This window comes from Maribacter sp. MJ134, assembly GCF_003970695.1.
GTDB lineage: Bacteria > Bacteroidota > Bacteroidia > Flavobacteriales > Flavobacteriaceae > Maribacter.
This window is the reverse complement of sequence record NZ_CP034570.1, coordinates 618,626-642,022: the sequence shown is the minus strand read 5'-3', so window position 1 is coordinate 642,022 and position 23,397 is coordinate 618,626. Positions and strand designations below refer to the sequence as shown.

General features: G+C 42.1%; 8 protein-coding genes. 3 read left to right on the top strand and 5 right to left on the bottom strand.

Annotated elements, in window-relative coordinates; all coding sequences use genetic code 11:
* Positions 1 to 42: 42 nt before the first annotated feature.
* From trxB to EJ994_RS02650, 3 genes are all read right to left on the bottom strand, one after another.
* Positions 43 to 1,026 carry a thioredoxin-disulfide reductase gene (gene trxB, locus EJ994_RS02660; RefSeq protein WP_099573340.1) on the bottom strand — a complete coding sequence of 328 codons (984 nt, stop codon included), beginning with the start codon at positions 1,024 to 1,026 and terminating at the stop codon, positions 43 to 45.
* A 98-nt stretch (positions 1,027 to 1,124) separates the two neighbouring features.
* Positions 1,125 to 2,201 (bottom strand): formylglycine-generating enzyme family protein, encoded by a 1,077-nt coding sequence (locus EJ994_RS02655; protein WP_410504167.1) that lies wholly within the window; start codon positions 2,199 to 2,201, stop codon positions 1,125 to 1,127.
* Between the two features lie 86 nt (positions 2,202 to 2,287).
* Positions 2,288 to 3,886 (bottom strand): arylsulfatase, encoded by a 1,599-nt coding sequence (locus EJ994_RS02650; protein ID WP_241240833.1) that lies wholly within the window; start codon positions 3,884 to 3,886, stop codon positions 2,288 to 2,290.
* Positions 3,887 to 4,046: 160 nt separating this feature from the next.
* Here EJ994_RS02650 and EJ994_RS02645 point away from each other — a divergent pair, with 160 nt between their 5' ends.
* Together EJ994_RS02645 and EJ994_RS02640 are read left to right on the top strand one after the other, a co-directional pair.
* Entirely contained in the window at positions 4,047 to 6,209 is a 2,163-nt protein-coding gene (locus EJ994_RS02645; protein ID WP_126591077.1) for a thioredoxin domain-containing protein, read from the top strand.
* A gap of 153 nt (positions 6,210 to 6,362) precedes the next feature.
* Positions 6,363 to 7,697 (top strand): GntP family permease, encoded by a 1,335-nt coding sequence (locus EJ994_RS02640; protein ID WP_126591076.1) that lies wholly within the window; start codon positions 6,363 to 6,365, stop codon positions 7,695 to 7,697.
* Positions 7,698 to 7,786: 89 nt separating this feature from the next.
* Here EJ994_RS02640 and fsa read toward each other — a convergent pair whose 3' ends face one another.
* Entirely contained in the window at positions 7,787 to 8,440 is a 654-nt protein-coding gene (gene fsa, locus EJ994_RS02635; RefSeq protein WP_099573345.1) for a fructose-6-phosphate aldolase, read from the bottom strand.
* A 25-nt stretch (positions 8,441 to 8,465) separates the two neighbouring features.
* Positions 8,466 to 10,493 (bottom strand): transketolase family protein, encoded by a 2,028-nt coding sequence (locus EJ994_RS02630; RefSeq protein ID WP_126591075.1) that lies wholly within the window; start codon positions 10,491 to 10,493, stop codon positions 8,466 to 8,468.
* 566 nt (positions 10,494 to 11,059) lie between these two features.
* On the opposite strand from EJ994_RS02630, the gene EJ994_RS02620 reads away from it, so the two are divergent.
* Positions 11,060 to 23,377 (top strand): T9SS type B sorting domain-containing protein, encoded by a 12,318-nt coding sequence (locus tag EJ994_RS02620; RefSeq protein WP_241240832.1) that lies wholly within the window; start codon positions 11,060 to 11,062, stop codon positions 23,375 to 23,377.
* The last annotated feature ends 20 nt before the right edge of the window (positions 23,378 to 23,397 follow it).

Genomic DNA, 23,397 nt, shown 5'->3' with positions numbered 1-23,397 from the left:
AGCGGCTATTAAGCCGCTTTTTTTATTGTTACTCCAATCAGATTATATATTGTAATCGTCCGCTATCGCTTCCTCTACAGAGCCAATGCTCGCTAAATACCGCTCGGCATCAAGAGCGGCCATACAACCTGTTCCTGCTGCCGTCACCGCTTGCCTATATTCCTTATCCTGCGCATCACCCGAAGCGAATACTCCCGGTAAGTTGGTTTTGGTAGATTTACCCTTTGTAATCAGATAACCCGTTTCGTCCATATCCAATTGCCCCTTAAAGATATCTGTATTCGGTTTGTGACCAATGGCTATGAACAGTCCGGTAATTGCGATATCTTCCTTTTCTCCTGTTTGGTTGTTCACCATCCGTAAACCTTCTACTACTTGATCGCCCAAAACCTCATCAACTTCGGTATTGTAACGCACCTCGATATTTTTGAGGCTATTTACCCTATGCTGCATGGCTTTGGATGCCCTCATATGATCCTTTCTAACCAACATGGTCACTTTATTACAAATATTGGCCAAGTAAGACGCCTCTTCGGCGGCCGTATCCCCTGCTCCAACGATGGCCACATCTTGACCTTTATAAAAGAATCCGTCACATACGGCACAAGCGGAAACTCCACCACCTCGTAACTTTTGTTCACTCGGAATGTTCAAATACTTTGCGCTTGCACCTGTGGAAATAATAATGGTTTCCGCTTCAATAATTTTATCGTTATCTGCCGTAACCTTATGTATTCCGCCGACTTCCTTACTTAATTCCACCGCAGTTATCATGCCAATACGCACCTCTGTTCCAAAACGCTCCGCCTGTTGTTGTAATTGAACCATCATCGTAGGACCATCGATACCTTCTGGGTAACCCGGAAAATTATCTACCTCGGTTGTAGTGGTCAATTGTCCTCCTGGTTCCATTCCCGTATACATGACTGGTTTCAAATCTGCTCTAGCAGCATATATGGCCGCAGTATATCCTGCGGGTCCTGATCCTATTATTAAGGTTTTTACTCGTTCTACTTTATCCGACATGGTCTTTAAATTTCTTTCAAATTATACAGTACAAAAGTAGGTTTTTGTGCAAAAACCTTACAGTGAAGTTATCAACAGTTTATTATAAACTTAATTTTTCAATTCTTAAGCATGGCAACCGAAGCTACCGTCCTGAAACCTGTATGTTCCAGGGAAGAATCCATACTGGAACCCATTCTGGCTGAAACTCTATAACTAGCGCAGTAGGAATCACTACATAAAAAAGAACCGCCTTTAATGATCTTTTCCTTGGCGTACGGATTATTCGGTGTAAACGGACTCGCAGCACCAAGTGGATTTCTTAAAACACTGGATGTAGCGACCATATCTTTATAATAATTTGTATTGTACCAATCACTTGTCCACTCCCATACATTGCCCGCCATATCGTAGAGACCTAAGGCATTGGGCGCATAGGATTTTACGGGAGCACGCAGCTCATAGCCATCTAACTCGGTATTCTTGACAGGAAACTCGCCCTCCCAAGTATTTGCCCTTTTGGAAAGTTCGGTTGCGTCGTCTCCCCAAAAATAGGTTGTGCCATAACTACCAGCTCTAGCGGCCAACTCCCATTCCGCCTCGGTTGGGAGCCTACGACCAGCCCATTCACAATAGGCCAAGGCATCTTCATAAGAAACCTGCACTACGGGATAGTTGTCCTTTCCTTTAATATCACTTTTAGGTCCGTTCGGGTGCTTCCAATTTGCTCCTATGGTCCATTTCCACCATTGCGAAAAATCGTAAAGATTGGGTAGGGAGCTTTCGGTCTTCCTGAAAGTTAATGCTCCCGGCTGCAAGATGGAATCGTGGGGTTTCTCGGTACCCTCAGGAACTTGCTTTTTCAATTCTTCCCAATCAATTGCCCTTTCGGCTACAGTAACATACCCCGTTTCTTCTACAAATTCTCTAAACTGTTGGTTGGTTACCTCTGTTATATCCATGAAAAAGCCATCTACGGACACCTTAACGGCCGGCTTTTCATGCGCCATGGCCATTTTATCCTGTGGTACGGCTCCCTGTTGAAATTCACCCCCGGAGACCCAAATCATGCCATCGGGAGTCTTTACTCCGTCCGGTTGTTCCACTAAAAGCGGCGTAAGTACTTCTGGCTTTGCCTCTTTCTTTGTGAATGCTTTTTCGGCCTCTTTATAAGCCTTATCTTCTTTACAGCTCAAAAAAAGTGCTGTAATACACAAACAAAGTAGGCTTGGAACTAAGAAACGTATTTTCATATGTACGGTAATTAAAAGGTAAAGTTACCCTATTTTTTACTTAAAAGTCCCGTCTCCAATAGCGGTATTACAAATCTATCCGCTTCTGCCTTGGTATGCTCGTTTTTAAAAATATCAGCGGCTTTCTCCAATAGTTCAGGATGCGCTTCCGCAATATTCTTTAGCTCTTTTGGATCGTTCACCAGATTGTATACCTCAATAGTCGCTTTTTCAGGGTTTTTTAAATGCTGACGAACCACCTTAAAATCTCCCATTCGGATGGCTATTTGTCCATCATATTCCGGAAACTCCCAATACAAGAAATCATGTTCTGTTTGATTTTCTTCGGATAGTAAGGTGGGCAGGAAACTAATGCCATCCGTTTCCTTACCAGGTTTAAAACCCGTAATGTCCGCTAAGGTTGCCATCATATCATAGTGAGCGGAAATATGGTCACTTTTGGTGTTTGCCTTTATTTTATTGGGCCACGTAAAAAATGTCGGGACCCTGATACCTCCTTCGTAAACAAACCCCTTCCCTCTTCCGTAACCCCCATCAAAAGGTCTAGCGCTATCAAAAAACGAAGGATCAGCACCACCAGCATAACTGGGTCCGTTGTCCGAGGTAAAAACGATAAGCGTATTGTTATAAATATCCTCTTTTTTTAACTGCGCCACCAACTTCCCAATATTTTCATCCAAATAGGATACCATAGCCGCATAGGCCGCATGCGGATTTTTATGAGAAAAATAGCTGTTCTTACCACCAGAGAGATAAGGAACCTCTGGTCCAAACTTATCTATATAATAATCGACCCACTTTTGAGGTGCCTGCAGCGCAACATGCGGAATTGGAGTTGCCCAATACATGAAAAAAGGAGCTGCTTTGTTACGTGCTACAAACTGCGTTAGCTCGTTGAACATTAAATCGGGTGCGTAATCCGTAAGTGTAAAATCAGCATAGCTTGCAGGGTCCTCGGGGTTTGCACCTTCTGGAAATGGTGTGTGGGGAGCAATGGTATCGTTCGCCAGATGAACACGTTTTCTATTCTTGTAAAGATGCAACGGATAATAAGTATGCGCTTGTCTCTGACCATTGTAACCGTAGAAAAAGTCAAATCCCATTTCATTGGGTATAGATTTAGTATGCGGAGCACCCAAACCCCATTTACCAATCATACCGGTTGTATAGCCTATATCCTTCAAGTAATGTGCAAGGGTCTTGGTATCCAAAGGCATGGGATGCTGGCCTTCTAAGGTAGAATCCTGTGCCATTGCCATATAATTCCAAACATCTCCGCGCTCTCGCCACTCATGGTTACCACGGATAAAGGAATGACCAGCGTGTCTTCCCGTTAAAAACATGTATCTGGCGGGCGCACATACCGGGGCGCTGGTATAGTGCTGCGTAAAAATCATACCTTCCTTAGCTAGCGCATCAATATGAGGTGTTTCAATTTTTTCTTGACCAAAAACACCTATTTCACCATAGCCCAAATCATCCGCAAGGATATAAATAATGTTTGGCCTCGTAATTTTAGTAGCTTCTTTTTCCTTCGTCTCCGTTCCACAAGAAGCAAGCAGTAGCGCAATAAAAACTAGGAGCAAGTAGTCTTTTACCATTAAAAAATCATAGGAACTGTTCTTCATAAATTTTTAATCTTGAGTTACTTATAATCTCTAGTTTTAAAAGATAATGAATATGCTAAAAAAGACCTTAGTAAAATTCATAAAATGAGTAAATTACGCTAGCTAAAGTTAGCAGAAAATTACGTCTGTTTACCTTAACACTAATTTAGATACACGCAAGATGTTCAATTATTTTATCCCCGAAGTTTCTCGTTATTTAGGAATTGCCCTTGTTCTTCTAACTACCCTGGCCTCTTGTAAAAATGAATCTAAAGAAGAAGCATCAAAACATAAATACACCAATGCACTAATCAACGAAACGAGCCCATACTTGCTTCAGCATGCCCATAATCCCGTGGATTGGAGGGCTTGGAGCCAAGATGCACTGGATGAAGCCAAAGAAAAAAATAAGCTTGTTCTGGTAAGTATTGGTTATTCATCTTGCCATTGGTGTCATGTAATGGAAGAAGAGACTTTTGAAAACGATTCCATCGCCCAAATAATGAACGAGAATTTTGTGAATATTAAGGTAGACCGTGAAGAACGCCCAGATGTGGACCAGATTTACATGACGGCCGTTCAACTAATGAAAGGGAACGGAGGGTGGCCCCTAAACGTAATCACCCTTCCAAATGGCAAACCGTTATACGGTGGTACCTACCACACCAAAGAGCAATGGAAAAAAGTCCTTACGGAGATAAGCAGACTCTATAAGGAAGACCCTGATAAGGCCGCGCAATATTCAGATATGGTTGCGGAGGGTATTCAAGAAGTAAATCTCATAGCTCCTTCAGATGATTTTACCCAACTCAAAAAAGAAGCAGTTTTTGAAGGTATAGCAAACTGGAAGCCTTTGTGGGACGAAGTTTGGGGTGGAGATACTAGGGACGAAAAATTTATGCTCCCTTCTAATTTGAATTTTCTTATAGATTACGCATTGCTCACAAAAGATGAAGCCGCTTTGAAACATGTTGAGCGAACCTTGGACAAAATGGCACTTGGTGGAATTTATGATCACATTGGTGGTGGATTTTTCCGTTACAGCACGGATGCTAGATGGAAAGTACCGCATTTTGAAAAAATGTTATACGATAATGCGCAAGCCTTAAGCTTATACTCAAAAGCCTATCAGGTTTTCAAAAAACCTCTATACAAAGAAGTTATCTTGGGGACCATCGAATTTCTTGAACGTGAAATGAAGAATCCAGAAGGCGGTTATTATGCCGCTTTAGACGCGGATAGCGAGGGAGAAGAAGGCAAGTTCTATGTCTGGACCGAAACGGAGCTAAAATCGATTTTGGGCACTGATTTTGAACTTTTTGCCGCCTACTACACTATCGAAGAACAGGCTGTTTGGGAAAACGGTAATTATGTGCTTCATAGACTTATGGACGACACCCAATTCCTAGAGACGAATTCCGTATCCAAATCAGAACTAGAAGACCTGAAGTCCAATTGGAAAGCAACATTGATGGAAGCAAGGAAAAAAAGGACCCGCCCTAGAACCGATGATAAAATTCTGACCTCTTGGAATGCACTTTTAATCAATGGTTACCTAAACGCTTATACTGCGATAGGAACTACTTCCTTATTGGACCATGCGGAACACATCCTACAATTTATTCAAACACGTGGCTATAAAAACAATGAACTTGGACATTCTTATAAAAAGGACAGCAAACATATCGATGCCTTCCTAGAAGATTATAGTCTATTGGCTAACGCCGCATTGAACCTCTACAGTATTACGTTAAACACACAACATTTATCCCTTGCCCAAGAACTGACACGAAAGGCTCAGGATAAATTTAATGATGCCTCCTCTGGGATGTATACCTATAATGAAGGAGATAAATTGATAGCCAAATTAATAAAAACAGACGATGGCGTTATCCCATCCTCCAATGCTATTATGGCACATAACCTCTTTCAACTTGGGCATATATGCTATAACCAAGAGGATATGAAAAAGGCAAAAACCATGGTTTCATCAATGGTGGAAGTTTCAAAGGAAACGCCTTACTCCTATGCTAAATGGAATTCGCTTCTTTTAAACATTTCCTACCCTTTCTATGAGGTCGCGGTAGTGGGTAAAGATGCAGAAAGTATGATTAAAAAAATGGGTGCTACTTATGTTCCCAATATACTTTTAGTAGGCAGCACTACGGAAAGTGATTTGGCCCTTTTTGAAGGCAGGTTTTCTGAAGATGGCACCTACATCTATGTATGTCGTGATAATACTTGTAAATTACCTGTAAAAACAATCGCGGAAGCACTGCGTATTCTAGACCCAACAAATACCTATTTGCAAACACAGGCTTTAGATTTTGGTGGATTGCATTAGCATTAAAATAGTAATACCAATAGCAGACTTATAAGTTGATTTCTCCTTTTTATTGTTTAGCATAAGTTCCTTATTTTTAAGAGGTTCGTGGTAAAAATTTTTTGAAGGTTTGAAGCACTAGCTCGAGCAACTTATGTTAAAAAAAGAAGAAAAATGATTTTAATACTGTTAGTGGCAAGTGTTGCCTTGATTATCTTATTAACCGCCAAATTAAACGTGCATCCGTTTTTGGCCCTTTTGCTGGCCTCTTTTTTTTTCGCGTTGACTACGGGCATGCCGTTCGACCTTATACTTTCTTCCATTGAAGAGGGTTTTGGTGGTACCTTGGGTAAAATAGGATTGGTCATATTGCTTGGTGTGGTTATTGGGGCTTTTTTAGAAAATACAGGCGGCGCTTATAAAATGGCAGCAGTGGTCTTACATCTCATTGGAAGAAAAAATGTTCATGCGGCGATGGGTATCATTGGCTATATCGTCTCCATCCCCGTTTTTGCCGACAGTGGTTTTATAATTCTAAACCCTTTGAACAAATCCCTTTCCAAAAAATCCAAACTCTCTATAGCGGGCACGGGTGTTGCGCTTATGTTAGGTCTAATGCTTACCCACGTTCTTGTGCCTCCTACGCCGGGTCCCATTGCTGCCGCCGGTATCTTAGAAGCAGATATCGGTCTCGTCATGCTCCTAGGTCTAGGCATAAGTCTCTTTGGGCTAATGGTAGCTATTATCTTTTCTAAAAAAATAGCTGGCAAGACGTATATTGACCCTAATCCTGAACTTTCAGAGGCCGATATTGAAAAAAAGATGGCAGACGCACCAAATGCCTTCAGGTCTTTTCTTCCCATTTTGGTTCCTATCCTATTGATAGTTGGTAAATCCTTAATAACCTTTTTTGCCAACGAAGCCATGACCAGCTCATTTCTGTTTCAACTCATTTCCTTTGTTGGCTCCCCGCTTATAGCCTTGATTATTGGGATGTTATTGGCTTTTACTTTACCCAAGAAATTAGATCAATCCTTATTTTCCGAATCTGGTTGGGTAGGCAAGGCTTTTCTAAGTGCCTCTACGATACTTTTGATTACGGGAGCTGGCGGTATTTTTGGAAAAATTCTGCAAAACTCTGGTATCGGTGCTGTGATAGCCGATTTATTTGACGGCATAAGTATGGGCATATGGTTGCCTTTTCTCTTAACCGCTGCGATAAAATCCGCACAGGGTTCTTCTACGGTAGCTTTGATTACTTCGGCCTCTATTATGGCCCCGTTAATGAGCTCCATGGGCTTTGATACGGAACTTCAAAAAGCGCTTTTGGTCGTAACCATAGGTGCAGGCGGACTTGTAGTCTCCCACGCCAACGATAGTGCTTTTTGGGTGGTAACACAACTAACGGGAATGGACGTTAAAACCGGCTATAAACTATATAGCCTAGGCACTTTTGTCGTAGGCCTGTCCTGTGCCCTATTAATTTTTATGCTATCGCTTGCTTTATAATATCGTAGAGGGTGCTATAAATACAAAACGCTCACTTATAGAAGTGAGCGTTTTATCAATCATTAAAAGGGTATTTTCCTATCGAAAGATTAATTACCCTTCTTGTAGTCTTCCAAAAACTTAGCCAGACCACTATCCGTAAGAGGGTGTTTCAATAATCCTTTAATTGCTGATAAAGGACCGGTCATTACATCTGCACCAATCTTCGCACAATCCAAAATATGCATGACGTGTCTAACGGAAGCCGCAAGTATTTCCGTCTCAAAACCGTAGTTGTCATAAATTAATCGGATATCGGCAATCAAACCTAATCCGTCCGTAGAAATATCATCCAATCTTCCAATGAAAGGAGAAACATAGGTCGCGCCGGCTTTAGCAGCCAATAGCGCTTGTCCCGCAGAAAAAACTAAGGTTACGTTTGTCTTGATACCCTTATCCGAAAAATATTTACAAGCTTTCACCCCATCCGCAATCATTGGAAGTTTCACAACGATCTGTGGATTCAATGCAGCTAATTTTTCACCTTCAGCGACCATACCCTCGAAATCTGTGGAGATAACTTCCGCACTAACGTGCCCATCAACCACACCGCATATTTTCTTATAATGCTCTAAAATATTATCCGCACCGGTAATCCCTTCCTTCGCCATAAGCGAAGGGTTTGTAGTTACGCCATCTAAAACACCCATATCTTGGGCTTCCTTAATGTCCTCTATATTTGCTGTATCTATAAAAAATTTCATTTGTTATCTTTTTAAATTGATTCAATTATTTTAAAAACTCCGTTACTTGTTGGTAAACTTGATCTCCCGTGAAACCGAACTTTTCATCCAAGACTTTCGCTGGAGCTGAGTATCCGAAATGTTCTAGACCGAACACGTTTCCATTGGGTCCTGCCAAACCTTGTAAATTTACCGGTAGGCCAGCAGTTAAACCAAAAATAGGCTTGTCGGAAGGTATTACCTTTTCCTGATATGCCTTTGTCTGCTGTCTAAAGATTCCCTCGGAAGGGATTGAGGCGATATTCACTTTAAGTCCGTCTTTCTCCTCGAGCAGTTTTGTCGCGTCAACTAAGGTAGCGACCTCGGAACCGTTTGCGATAAGAACTATATCTGGGTCAGCTACTTCTTGTACCAAATAGCCTCCTTTTTCTGCACCCAAGGCATCTTCATATCGGTTACCTTTGGAGGGTATATCCTGAATACCCTGTCTAGAAAGAATTAAACCCGTCGGAGTTTTTGAATTCTCCATTGCCATTTTCCAAGCCACATTGGTCTCTTGGGAATCTGCCGGTCTTAAAGCTACAAAACTTTGTTCGTGACTATGGTTCTTTAATTTTTCCAATAAACGTATTTGCGCTTCTTGCTCAACGGGCTGGTGTGTAGGTCCGTCTTCCCCTACCCTAAAAGCGTCATGTGTCCATACGAATTTAACGGGAAGTTCTTGTATACAACTTAATCGTATCGCGGGTTTCATATAGTCAGAGAACACAAAGAATGTAGCGACTACAGGGATAATTCCGCCATGTAACGCAATACCGTTAGCTATAGTGGCCATAGTGAGTTCCGCAACACCTGCCTGCAAAAAGGCGCCTGAGAAATCACCCTTTTTAAGCACTGTGGTCTTCTTAAGGAAACCGTCCGTTTTATCACTGTTGGATAAATCCGCAGAGGAAACGATCATGTTCTCAACGTTTTCCGCTAAATATCCGAGAACATTGGAAGAGGCCGCTCTCGTGGCCAATCCGCCTTTATGTTCTATGCTGTCAAAATCCAAATCAGGTAAATCTCCTGAAAGGAACATATCTAATTTGGACGCTAATTTTTCATTGTCGTTTCTCCAAGACTGTATTTCAGCTTTCTTAGCATCTACAGCTTTCTTTTTAGCATCCTTAACGCTGTTATAAAAATCGGAGACCTTAGCGTAGATATCAAAAGGATTGTTCACATCGGCACCGAGGTTGTCCATGGTCTTCTCATAATCGGCTCCGGTATCTCCAATAGGTTTCCCATGAAGTTCGGTATAACCTTCGTACATTTCACCATCCGCGGTTACACAACCTTTCCCCATAATGGTTTCACCAATTATCAGTGTTGGCTTTTCAGTTTCCGCATTGGCGTCCTTAAGCGCTTTCCTGATCTGCTCGTGGTCGTGACCATCAATAGTCACCACTTTCCATCCCCAAGCTTCATATTTTTTTGCCGTATCCTCCGAAGTTACCTCATCCGTTTTTGAAGATAACTGAACGTCATTGGAATCGTAGAACATAATAAAATTGTTCAAGCCTAAATGGCCCGCAATTCTTCCTGCTCCTTGGGATATTTCTTCTTGGACGCCACCATCGGAAATAAAACCGTAAACCTTATGGTTTATCCAATCGCCAAAACGAGCCTTTAGAAATTTTGCCGCTATGGCAGCTCCGACTCCCATGGTATGTCCTTGTCCAAGCGGTCCAGAAGTATTCTCGATTCCCCTGGCAACATCCACTTCTGGGTGTCCTGGAGTAACGGAACCCCACTGTCTAAAATTAGCAATATCATCTTTCTTGAAATTACCGAGCAGATAATACTGAGCATACATCAAAGAGGACAAATGACCGGCATCCATAAAGAAACGGTCCCTGAAAGGCCAATGCATATCAGATGGGTCATAATTGAAAAATTCCGAGTACAGAATATGCATATAATCCGCTCCACCCATTGGACCTCCCGGATGTCCAGATTTAGCTTTTTCTACCATGGCTATGGCCAAGGCTCTGATATTATCTGCGGCTAGTTGATCTAATTCCTTGTTCATTCTATGAAATTACTTAATTTTTAATATGAAAATTGAATATCTATCCTGATGAAATTCAGTTTCAAATATACCTGATTTATCACGCTATTGAAAATTTAAATTCAATTTGAAGTGCCGTTCTTCCTTGTCGTTTAAAACCATTGACCGATTGCGCTTAGGTGTTTCTACCGAAAGGGCTTTCGGAACTAATTTCACGCGACAGAACAAATACTAGTTTTTGCTCTGCCACATAGGTTATCTTAAATAAAATCAGCCCGTGAATTTAGTATCCATCATACTTCTGGAATGGATGAAAATATAGGCTTTTCCATAATATTCATTCATGAAAAATTCAGGTCCGAAAGGTGCTAAAATAATGAATGAATTATTCTCTTTTTTTACTGTTTCAGGGTGGAACAAAAACCTATTCTAGCCCTGCAATTCATTAAGAGTTATAGACCAAATCACAACATTTTGTGTATTACCAACACCTTAATGGCATTTGACAACAAATAATTGTAAACCAATGGTAGTTATTCTTTTTTTGGATTTGGGCTAAACATCCCGCTTTTTAAAATACCACCTTAATGAACCAAAAGTTACTATTTTTTATTCTTGCCATCGGGTTTAGTTTTTCTATTAAAGCGCAATTAAGTGACCTTCATTATCTCCCTCCGATGAAACAGGGTCAGAATAATGCCGGTATCAGGGAACAGGCAGTATATCTATCCACCCCAGAACCAGTGACGTTCACCGTAAATGCTTACAGAGGTACTAATAATACTCCAGTGGCGACTTTCAATATTTCTAATGTAAACCCCGCTGTTTTTAATATGTCCAATGGGGATAACAATATTATCCTTGTAAATAATGCCAATACTGGCGTTGTGTTGAACAATAGCGGATTACGTTTTGAAGCGCCTAGCGGTAATCGTTTTTATGTAAACTATCGTGGAAGTAGTAGTGCTCAATCCGCTTCATTGACCTCAAAAGGTAGGGTGGCCATGGGAACGCGTTTTAAATGGGGTGGTGTTCCAAATAGAGGGTCGCATCCTTCCAAATCCAATACTTTAGGTATTATGGCCACTGAGGACAATACTACCATTGACCTTTTTGGGTACGACCCAGGTTGTGAATTTAGGGTGGGTAATAACAGAGCCGGTATTACGGCGAACTCTCACCAAATTACACTTAATGCCAATGAATCTTTTGTATATGAAACATATATTGGCAATACCCCAACACAAGCCCACGAAGATGGTTGGATAGGGGCATCCATAGTTGCTGACAAAAACATTGTAATTAGTAACGGGTCCATGAATTTTGGTCGCCAAGTTGGTGCGACCAATAGGGATGCAGGAATTGACCAACCGGTACCAGAGAATCGTTTGGGCAAGGAATATGTTTTTGTTCGAGGAAATGGTAATGCTAATGGCTGGACGGAGTTTCCGCTTCTAATTGCCATCTCGGATAATACACAGATTTTTGTGAATGGTTCCGCAACGCCTATAGCAACAATAGACAACGGAGAATTTTTTGAAATACCGAGTAATCTGTATTCCTCAAATACCGTAGGTGCAAATATGCTAGTTCAAACTTCAAAAGATGTCTACGCCTATCAATGTATGGCCGGTGCATCCACCCCTTACACGCAGGGGCTGAACTTTGTAGCTCCCGTAAATTGTTTACTACCAGATGTCATGGACAATATTCCGGACATTAGAAATATGGCCGGGACAACCGTGAGTGGAGGACTCACAATTATAGCAGCGGTAAATACGCCGGATGCAAATATTTCCGTTACCGATGGAAACGGACCGGTTACGCTGCCTGCATCAAATGCAGTAGCGGGTTCAACGGATTGGAAAACTTTTTACATTCCCAATCTTAACGGCAATGTAAGTGTGCAATCAACAGGTCCAATGGCCGTGGGCTTTTTTGGTTACAATGGGGCTAGAGGTGTTGCCGGTTATTTTTCAGGTTTCGATACCGTGCCAGAGGTTACTTTGGAAATAAGAGGAGGATCAGGTTGTTTTGTGGGATCGGAAATCTTCGAGGCCACCGGAAATTTTGATGCCTATCAATGGTTTGAAGACGGTGTGCTGATACCGGGAGCCAATTCTCCAAGCTACGCCCCTTCAGGAGCAGGAGAATTTTTCGTTAGAGGAACCAAGGGACCCTGTACTTATGATTCGCAATCTATCAATGCTTTGTATTGTGACCCAGATGTTGTTGTAGAGAAAACCGTGGACAAATCGGAAATAACCGAAGGCGAAACTGCGACTTTCACCATAAAAGTGAGAAACCTAGGGGTTGGTCCGGTTACAAACCTTCAAATAACGGATAATATTCCTGCAGGATTATCCTTAATCTCTAACTTCACTATAACTGGTAATTGGATCGGAAACAATTGGAATATTGGTACTTTGAACGGTGGAGAAACAGCGTTCTTAGAACTTGAGGTACAAGCCGATGAAATTGATACGCTTCCTCTGTTGAGTTTAACAAATACAGCTACTAATAGTCAAGACCAAGTAGATGCGAATATAACAACGGACACGCCTGCTGCAAGGATAGTGGTCCATAATGATTTTGATAATGACGGTGTTAGGGATATCTCCGATATTGATGATGATAATGACGGGGTTTACGATACTGACGAATGCAACTCCTTAGATGTAAATATTTCAAGCGGAAATCCTTTTAGCGCAACTATAACCAGTACTCAAAATTATCTCGTTTACGATATCTACCGTTTAGATAACTCGTTTAACTTAAATATAAACGGCATTGATATAGCCGGTGAGATACAATTCTATATTCCTGGTACTGGGAACCGTGTACGTTTTGAAGACGGGTTTGGGTATGGACAAAACGGAAACCCTAACATCTGGACCATTACAGGAAGCGCTTCAACCCCTATTATAAGACTAGTCATTGATGAGACGGGCATATTGAGCCTTTACGGTTCAACATCCAGCAACGGACCTCTTAAACCCCTGTTTTTAGAGACACCGGCCAGTACTGTAAATTGGAATACATCAGGAAATAATGCAATAGTCATTGGTCAAGAAGTAGTTGGACCAACAAACATGCGCGGAAATTTCCTGACCGCCAATTGTGATACGGACAGTGACGGAATTCCTGATCATTTAGATCTTGATCGCGACGGTGATGGTTGTACCGATGCCAACGAATTTTACAAGGATGAAAATGCTGATGGTGGAGATGGTGGTGAATACGGTACAGGAGTACCCGTAGTAAACCCATCTAACGGTTCTGTGAACGCAGCCTCGTATGCTCAAGTTTTCGCTCCGGTCATTGCGCTCGGTAATACCACGGAAGATTTAGGAGGTACCGATATTAATGGGAATGATGTAAGTCTAGGCCAAACCATAGAATATGTATTACGTTTTCAGAATACGGGAGATGATAATGCAACCAACTACGTTATCAGAAATGTTTTACCGAATAATATCACAGTAGATAATATCGACATTACCAACGCACCGAATACTGTAATCGATCACGATGTCTCTAACGGGATCATCAGTTTCGAAGTACCGGATAATTTGGTTGAAGTAGGTGATCCTGAATACAGTATACGGATTACCGTTACCATTGATTTAAATTGTTCAAGTTTTATAGACGCTTGTTCTTCACTATTGGAAAACAGGGCATATTCTACTTATCAGGGTATTTTGAACCCTACGGTCTTCTCGGATGAAACGGGAGGTACTACGGCAACACCTTGTGCCGTTACTCCAGAAGTTGCGAGCAATAGTATCTTCAATGACTTGGCCAATTGTAGTCAATCTAGGACGGTACAACTCTGCGGAGACAATGTTATTCTATCAGCAGGTGCAGGCTTTACCACTTATACCTGGGCTTTGGATAATAACAATGATGGCCAAATAGACAGCGGTGACACCGTTATGAACGATGGAGACCCCGATAACGATAGTAGCACATTGTTGGTTACCGCAGTCGGAAATTATATTGTAGAAAAAACATCTAATGGATCCTGTCCTGATCTAACCGAACGCATCACAGTTGAGCGTTTTGGAACCACACAAACCAATCCTATAGTAGACTATTTTAACTCCGTGAACGGTGATGTAAATCCCGATAACAACATACAGGGCGAAATTCTTACCGATTGTACCGATGGAACCACTCAATTTCCCGAAATATTCTTATGTGGTGCTACGGATACCGCTCTTTTACAAATGAATATTTCTGACGGACAGTTATTCTGGGAAAAGTTAGATGAAGCGAGTTGTACAGCTCAACCGGACGACTGCTTGAACAGAAATCTAAGTTGTACTTGGAACCAAGTGGGTACGGGAAGTGATTATACCGTTGATACGGCTGGCAAATACCGACTTTCCATCACTTATTTGAACGGTTGCGTAAGTCGTTTCTATTTTAATGTTTTTAAGAACGACTTAGCCATAACCTATAATACTTCGGATATTTTATGTGACACACCCGGTAATATTAGAATTACCAATATAGGAGCAGGTTACGGTTTTCAGTTATTAGATGCTATAACGAACAATATCGTAGTTCCTTTTTCCGATAACAATGGTCCTAACTTTGATATTACCAATAATGGCTCATACAAGGTACAGATAACACAATTGAACCCTGCTGACAATACGCCCATTACCAATAGTTGTGTTTTTGAAACTGAAGATATTGGTATCGTAGAACAATTGTTCGATGTGGATGTCACGACTACACCTGCAGATTGTAATGAGTTAGGCACGATATCTATTGCTGCACTGAACGCACTGCCAAACTATAGCTACGAGCTCTTTATAGACGACGGAAGTAATGGCGGGGCAGGTTCTTTTGTAACGAGCCAACTTGCCGTCAATGATAATACATATACTTTTTTGAACGTAAACCCTGGGAACTACAAGGTAGTGACCAGTACACAAGATGGTTGTTCAGAATCACGGGATATTACTGTGGCAGCCATACCGGAACTTACTTTAAATGCCGTAACTTCAGAAAACATTACCTGTAATCCAGGAATTGTGAACTTAACGCCTGAAGGTGGATTACCGAGCCCTAACTACCAAATGGCCATTTGGAGTATAGACGGTGTAACCAGTTATACTGATGTAAGCTCCGTTCCAGATTCAGAATTTCGGACAACGGCAAGTTTCCTTTTTGGCGATACCGGAAACCCTAATGGAGAAGGCGATTATGTGTTCATTGTCAAAGATGGCAACGGTTGTGATGCGCTTTCAAATAGTGTACGCGTAGAAGATTTGGGCACCATTACCATCTCAGCATCTGATTCTGGAATTGTTTGTGCCGATAGTGCTACGGCATCGTTGACGGTCACCGCAACTGGAGGAAATGCACCTTATCAGTACAGTTTAGATGGCGGCACCACGTATCAGAATACGGATACCTTCTTCAATTTAGCAGCAGGTATTTATACTATCACGGTTATGGATTCCAGCGGGACTACGGCAACCGGATGTATAGAAAATTTCGATTATGAAATTGTACAACCTTTTAGACTAACCGCATCGGCAACTATTATAGAAGACGCTTCATGTAACCCAGCAGGTGCATTGGTGAAAATCATCAATACTAACGGGGGTCAAGCACCTTATGAATATAGTATTAACGGTGGTACGTTCAGTGGAGTGAATACCACAAATCTCTTACCTGGCAACCATCAATTCACCGTAAGAGATGCTTTGGGTTGTGAATACGATATGGAGTTAACCGTGCCTAGCGCAGCAGCAGACCCAAGTTTTAGCAATACCGTAGAATATGCATGTGATGGTGCTGGGACCATAACCGTGACCCCATCAAACACCAGTGATTTTACGTACACCTACGCTATGAACGGAACGGCAAATGCTCCGATAGCTAATAATGTGTTCACTAACGTTACCTCGGGAACCCAAAATATTACTGTGGAATACTCCAGTAGTATCACGCCCGGCCAAACAACACTTTTCTTTGAGAATTTTGGAGCCGGACCTACCACCCAAATCGGTGAAGTCGGTCCCGGTTACTGTTATGAACCTCAGAACGGAAGCGAAACTACATGTAATCTAGGTCCTGCCGGTATATTGGTAGATGGAGAATATGCTGTGACGAATAATGTTACAAATCCAATTCCTGCCTATAGAAATCCTAATGATCATTCTGCACTGGCGAACGGACGTTTCTTCGCTATAAACCCAAGTAATAATTTGGTGGGCACTACGAGTATCATATGGGAAAGAAATAATATTGAAGTGCTTCCCAATAGGGATATAGAAATCTCTCTCTGGGCCTATAATTTACGATCAACGGGTTCTGCAGGGAATAACCCGGAAATTCAGATTGAATTAGTAGATGGTTCCGGCACTGTAATAAACAGTACTGTATTTCCAGAAATACCTAAGAACAACGATGCGGATGACTGGCATAACAGAACAATCATCTTTAATCCCGGCACAAATACAAACGTTGCTATTGTCCTAAGAAGTTTCCAAGCAAGTGATGATGGAAATGAGCTGATTCTAGACGACATCCAAGCTACACAATTACCGGAGATTTGCGAGAAAACAACAACCTTTGCCGTAGTCGTCGAGGACAATAGAGAATTTTCTGCAAGTATTCTGGGTACTACAGACCCAAGTTGTAGTGGTGCTGCTGATGGTGCCATACGATTTGAAGTGTCCAATTTTGATGCTGCAACCGGTTTCGAATATAGTACGGACGGAACAACTTGGTCCTCCTCATTGGTTTCACCGGTCACCACAACAGCGAACTTAGCCGATGGTACCTACAACGTAGAGGTGCGTAGATTAAATGATACTTCCTGCTCAGTGAATTTTTTTGCCACACTGACCGAACCAACCGCAATAGTACCTTCCTTAAGCCAAACTGCAGATTTCACCTGTTTCAATACAGGAGGGACTTTGGAAGCTTCAGCAACAGGCGGTTCGCCTGGATATTCCTATCAGTTAGAAGATACATCTGCGAGTATAATTGCAGCATTTCAGTCCAATAGTACGTTTCCAAATGTTCCTGCTGGAGATTACGTGGTAAGAGTGCGTGATCAAAAAGGATGTGAAGTGGTTTCAACCGTACCCGTGACCATTACGGAACCCGAGATTATAGATTTTGATCTTGCCGCTACGGCCTGTTACGATGACTCTAATAATGCTAGCATTACCGCCACTGTAAATGCAGGAAATGGAGGATATCAATTTCGAATAGATGGAGGGCCATGGAGAACACCTGCCATTGCAACGGATGTTACCTATACATTTACAGGATTATCCAACGGTAGTTATGATATTGAAGTTACGGATGCGTTTGGTTGTATATCTACCGTAGCATCTACTACCATACAGGCCAATCTTAATGCCACCGTAGATGTTGTGGATATCAGCTCTTGCGCGGACGGTCGTATTACCGTGAACGCAACGGGAGGAGACGGCGATTTTGTATACGCGTTCATGCCTACAGGAAACGTTCCCGTCCTCGCGGACTTCGGAGCTTCCAATACGTTTGCCGTTACTACGGGTAACGATGGGGATTACGATGTTTATGTGTGGGACAATAACGGAATAGACCCACATTGCCAGTATATGGTTACAGAAACGGTTGAACCAGCTGTTACCTTAGCGTACACGGCAACCCCGACTGCTCCAGAATGTCATGATGGATCGGGTTCCATTGCAGTGAACATCACTGCTGGCAATAGTCCGTATACCATTGAAATTATCGATTTGGACAACGGTGGGGCATCCGACCAGACCAATACGAACGTGGTGGCCACTACCCAGAACTATTTTAACCTTGGCACGGGCAACTATACGATTATCGTTACCGATGCAAACGGTTGTGACAGAACAGAAACACCAGTAACGATTACCAATCCCGATGAGCTTACAGCGGATATCATAGCTATTTTACCTGCCAACTGTGACCCTGACCCCAACCTCTATGGTTTTGAGCTAGACAATTATCCGCTGACCTTAGGCACATTAGAATTTAGTGCCGACGGTGGTTCAAACTGGCAATCTAGCGATACGTTCGTCGGAGCCGCCTATGCTTCCGGAACCGAAGTAGAACCATCTATTCGAGTTGTAGGCACCAATTGCCAGACCGATTTACCAAGGTATACCATCCCTTATCCTTTGGACGATTTGGGGATAGATATATCCGCTATAGTTGTAGATTGTAATGACCTACAGGTCACCGTTCAAGGTACGGAGGGCCTAGCACCTTACGAATATACGTATACGGACAATCCGGTCGGGTTTGATCCAAATGATGTTACTACCGTATGGACAGCGGCTACAGCTGGAAACCATGTATTTACCGGACTTGTACCTGGAAGAACCTATGTGTTTTATGTACGTGATTCTAGTCCATGTATTAGACAGAGTAGTGTTAACGTAAATGATTTGGCCCCACCACCAATACAAATTGATGGTGTTGCCGTACCGACATGTGACGGCCTTAGTAATGGGCAGTTAACCTATACGGTAACCGAAAACAACATAGGAGAACTGGGAGGTACATTTGACTGGGATCTATATCGCGTTGCGAATACTTCCGCAGTGGCCCCTACCCTAGTAACTTCTGGTACCGTAGCAACCTTCACCTCTGGAGATTCCTTTGTTGTGCCTACTCCAGCAAGTTTGGTGGAGGGAGATTATTTTATTGAAATAAGTGGCGCAGCACCTAATAATTGTGCTATCGGTAGTGAAAACCTACGTTTAGAACAACTAGACCCCATTACCTTTACGCCTAACGTACTGTCTCATATTACCTGTGCCAACCCGGGATTGGTTGAAATCCAGAACCCACAAGGTGGTGGCGGAACATATACCTATACCTTAAGTAGCGTTAATTTCATTGCGGATATTGTAACAACTGACATGATGGTTGAAGTTCCTATTGCTAACTTAGTCGATGTAACGGCCACACCCTTCAATGTTCTTGTAACTATTGCAGACCAGTTCAGTTGTCCGGTAACCACATTACCGTCTCATACAGTATCCATGGATATTTCGCAAAGCCCTGCGATTGCCAGTGTTACCACTTCCAATTGTGCAACACCCTTTGGAATTACCGTGAACGCAAGCGGTGGTAGTGCACCATATTTATATTCCATTGACGGGGGAACAACATATGTTGATAATGGTGGTACGTTCAATAATGTCGCGGTAGGCTCCTACAGCATTTCTATATTAGATGCTAACGGTTGTACGGCTGTAGATACGGCTGAAATATACCCCACCTTACAAGCCTCCGCGGTACAGACAAAAGCGTTGGATTGCAGCATAGTCACCGTACCAAATCCCTTTGGTCCTGATGCCGTAATCACTATCGAGGCTAATAGTGGTTCAGGATCTTATGACTATGAGATTACCGGGCCGGAAAACGAAACGAGAACAACCCTGACCTCACCGGAAGAATGGACAACGTCTACACCGGGAACGTATACGGTATTGGTGTATGACAACAATAGACCATCATGTCCCGCAAGAACTTTTACTGTGGACGTACCAGATGTGATCAATCCAAATTTCACTTATACTCCTTCGGATGTAACTTGTTTTGGAGGTTCGGACGGTAGCATTTCAATCTCAGAAATAAATAACGGAAATAATCCATTAAGTTATGCTCTGAGTCCTAACGTTTCTCCATTCAATACAAGTACCAATTCGTTCGAGAACCTTCCACAAGGAACTTATGAAATAACAGCAACCGGTCCTAATGGGTGTATCACAACATTTAGCAATATTCCAGTAAGTGAACCAATTGCCATTTCGTTTGATATTCCCACGGTAACACCATTTGGTTGTTCTAGTGACAATACCACCAATAATGCCACAATTACTTTAGATTCTGGCAGTATAGTAGGTGGTTCAGGAAATTATGTTCGCTTTGAATTTGAGGATGATGTTAGCGGAAACATACTTCAAAATGGAACTACAGCGAATTATATTTATACAGATTTTGCCGGTGGAGATGTCATCATAAGAGTTTATGATGATATGGGATGTACGGGAGAAGTAACGGTGACGATACCTGCATACGACCAATTAAATGTTGCTACGGTTCATATTGATGAAGCTATTAGCTGTACTAATTTAGGCGAAGACATTACTATTGATGTAACGGGCAGCCTATCCGATTACACGACTAACCCCGGTAATTATGAGTTTAGAATGTTACCCAGCGGTATTGCCCAAGCTTCGAATATTTTTACAGATTTACAACCCGGTAATTATTCCTTCGTTGTCAGAAATGTAAATACAGATTGCGAAATAATTGCGAATCATATTGTTGATGAACCAAACACTTTCGATTTAATAGTGGAAAAACTTTCGGATGCCATTTGTTTTGGTGACGATGGAAGGATAAGACTTACCATAGTAGATGCAACGTATACCGCAGGTTTCTCTTGGAGCATCTATAACACCAATGGCACACCTGCTGACCGTTCAGACGATGGTACCGCGGTAATGGCGGGTACATCTTCAAATCTAGGACCTACTACGTCCATAGATATTGCGGCCGGTAACTACTTGGTAGAGGTAATCCAAGATGCTTTACCAAATTGTGGTCAAGTAAGGTCATTCACTATAGCAACGCCAAGCGCTCCGATAACTCTTGGGCCAATAAATACTATAGATGTTGGTTGTACCAATGATCAAGGAAGCGCTGCAATAAATCCATTGGGCGGGCAGGCACCTTATGACATTACGCTGACGCATAATGCTTCTGGTACGTCTACAACTATTTCAGGAGTAAATTCGCACCTGTTCAACAACTTGGGTGCTGGTCAGTATAACATCAATATTACAGATGCTTTAGGGTGTCCTAGCACTTTTAATAATGCGTTTGAACTTTTAGTACCAGATGCAATTTCAGGTAATGTTTCTTCCACACCATTAGTATGTCAAGGAGATACGGATGCTGCCTTATCTTTTAGTTTAGATCCTAGAAACGTAAGTTCTACTTATACCTATGTATTACATAGTTTGGATGATGCTGTTGGCTCTACCACGCTCAGCAGTAGCGCTTCACAAAGTGGGTCAACCTTTAATAACCTAGGTTCTGGCTTCTATAGTATTACAGTTTCAGATGCTATGGGATGCACCTATGATTCCGAAATAATTGAAATTTTAGCGCCTACGCAGTCCACAGGTATGCTAGTTACGACCCAGACTTTAACTTGTTTATCAGGTGCAGAATTAGAGTTAAGAGCATCAGGTGGTACCGCCCCGTATAGATGGAGTTCTGACGGTATTTCATTTAATGTTATGAATGAAATAAATGGTCCAAACACACATCTATTTCAGAATGTTAATGCCGGACCATATGAATATTATATTCAAGATAGCTTCAACTGTATCTCAATAATTTCGAATGAAATTACCGTTAACGCTGTTGAAGATTTAAACATAAGCCTAGATACCTCAGCAGCTGTTATAAACTGTAACGGTGATAGTACTGCACTAATATTTGCCACAGCAGATGGTGGTCTTGGAGACTATAGTTATGGCCTGTTCGCGAATCAAGGATTATCTTCACCAATTAGACCTTACCAGAGTTCTGGCACCTTTGCTGATCTTCCCCAAGGAACTTATTACGTTAGCGTGGAAAGTGAGGATTGCCAAACTACCTCAGAAGTGGTTATTATCGATGAGCCCGCTCCCTTAGCAGTAACACCTGCGATTACCAATGTTACATGTAACGATGCCAACGACGGTAGTATTGAATTGGACGTACAAGGTGGTAGTGGAGTTTATCAATATGCTATTTCTCCGAACCTAAATCAATTTGACGATGAGGGTAGTTTCTTTGATCTATCCCCTGGAGACTATACAGTAATAGCACAAGATACGAACGGCTGTTTTGAAATTATTGAATTTACCATGACGGAACCGGAGATTCTAGAAATGGACCTAAGTGCCACCCCGGAAATATGTGCCGGTGATGAGGATGGTTCTATAACGGTAACGATAAGCGGAGGAACAGCACCATACAGTACCAGTATCAACTCCAATAACGATGACGATTTTGTGGAAGGTAGACTTACTTTTGATTCCTTAGCAGGAGATACCTATCTGGTATTTGTAAAGGATGCTATGGGTTGTATCGTAAATCAAACCATAACGGTAGAAAATGGTGCAAATCTGGCCGCCAGCGCCGAAGTAATCTACGAATGTTCTGGTGACACACCCACCAATAGGGTCGTAGTTACACTTGAGGATGATTCCATTGCCTCGGATGTATTATACGCCCTGGATACTGATGATGCCAATGCACTAGTTCTTGAACCGAGCTTTGAAAATATCACTCCTGGTGTTCACTTTATTACCATAGCACATGCCAACGGATGCATAAACACGGTTGAGTTTCAAATAGAACAATTTGAACCTCTAGCGCTAACGGCTGTACAACAAAACCTAAATGAGATTACTGCCGTCGCAACAGGCGGTAAAGAAGGATACACGTTCTATTTTGACGGAACTGACAACGGCGATAAGAACACTTTCTTTATTAAAAGGACGGATACCTATACGGTTCGTGTGGTAGATGAAAATGGTTGTGAAAGCACTACATCGATTTTCATGGAATTCATTGATATTGAAATACCCAATTTCTTTACCCCGGATGGTGATGGCCAAAACGACCTTTGGCTACCTAGGAACATAGCACAGTTTCCTCAAATCTGGATCAATGTTTTTGATAGATACGGCCGTTTGGTCTATCGCCTTGAGGACAGTCCGGAAGGATGGGATGGATTCTATCAAGAGAATACACTACCAACAGGTGATTATTGGTATGTTATTAAGCTTAACGGAGCTGAAGATACCCGTGAATTCGTAGGGCACTTTACTTTGTACAGATAAGCTTTAATTAACACGAAAGA

What these genes read in the sequence shown, in the direction of transcription:
- trxB (WP_099573340.1), bottom strand. Translation starts at nt 1,026, where the DNA reads ATGTCGGATAAAGTAGAACGAGTAAAAACCTTAATAATAGGATCAGGA.
- EJ994_RS02650 (WP_241240833.1), bottom strand. Translation starts at nt 3,886, where the DNA reads ATGAAGAACAGTTCCTATGATTTTTTAATGGTAAAAGACTACTTGCTC.
- EJ994_RS02645 (WP_126591077.1), top strand. Translation starts at nt 4,047, where the DNA reads ATGTTCAATTATTTTATCCCCGAAGTTTCTCGTTATTTAGGAATTGCC.
- EJ994_RS02640 (WP_126591076.1), top strand. Translation starts at nt 6,363, where the DNA reads ATGATTTTAATACTGTTAGTGGCAAGTGTTGCCTTGATTATCTTATTA.
- fsa (WP_099573345.1), bottom strand. Translation starts at nt 8,440, where the DNA reads ATGAAATTTTTTATAGATACAGCAAATATAGAGGACATTAAGGAAGCC.
- EJ994_RS02630 (WP_126591075.1), bottom strand. Translation starts at nt 10,493, where the DNA reads ATGAACAAGGAATTAGATCAACTAGCCGCAGATAATATCAGAGCCTTG.
- EJ994_RS02620 (WP_241240832.1), top strand. Translation starts at nt 11,060, where the DNA reads ATGAACCAAAAGTTACTATTTTTTATTCTTGCCATCGGGTTTAGTTTT.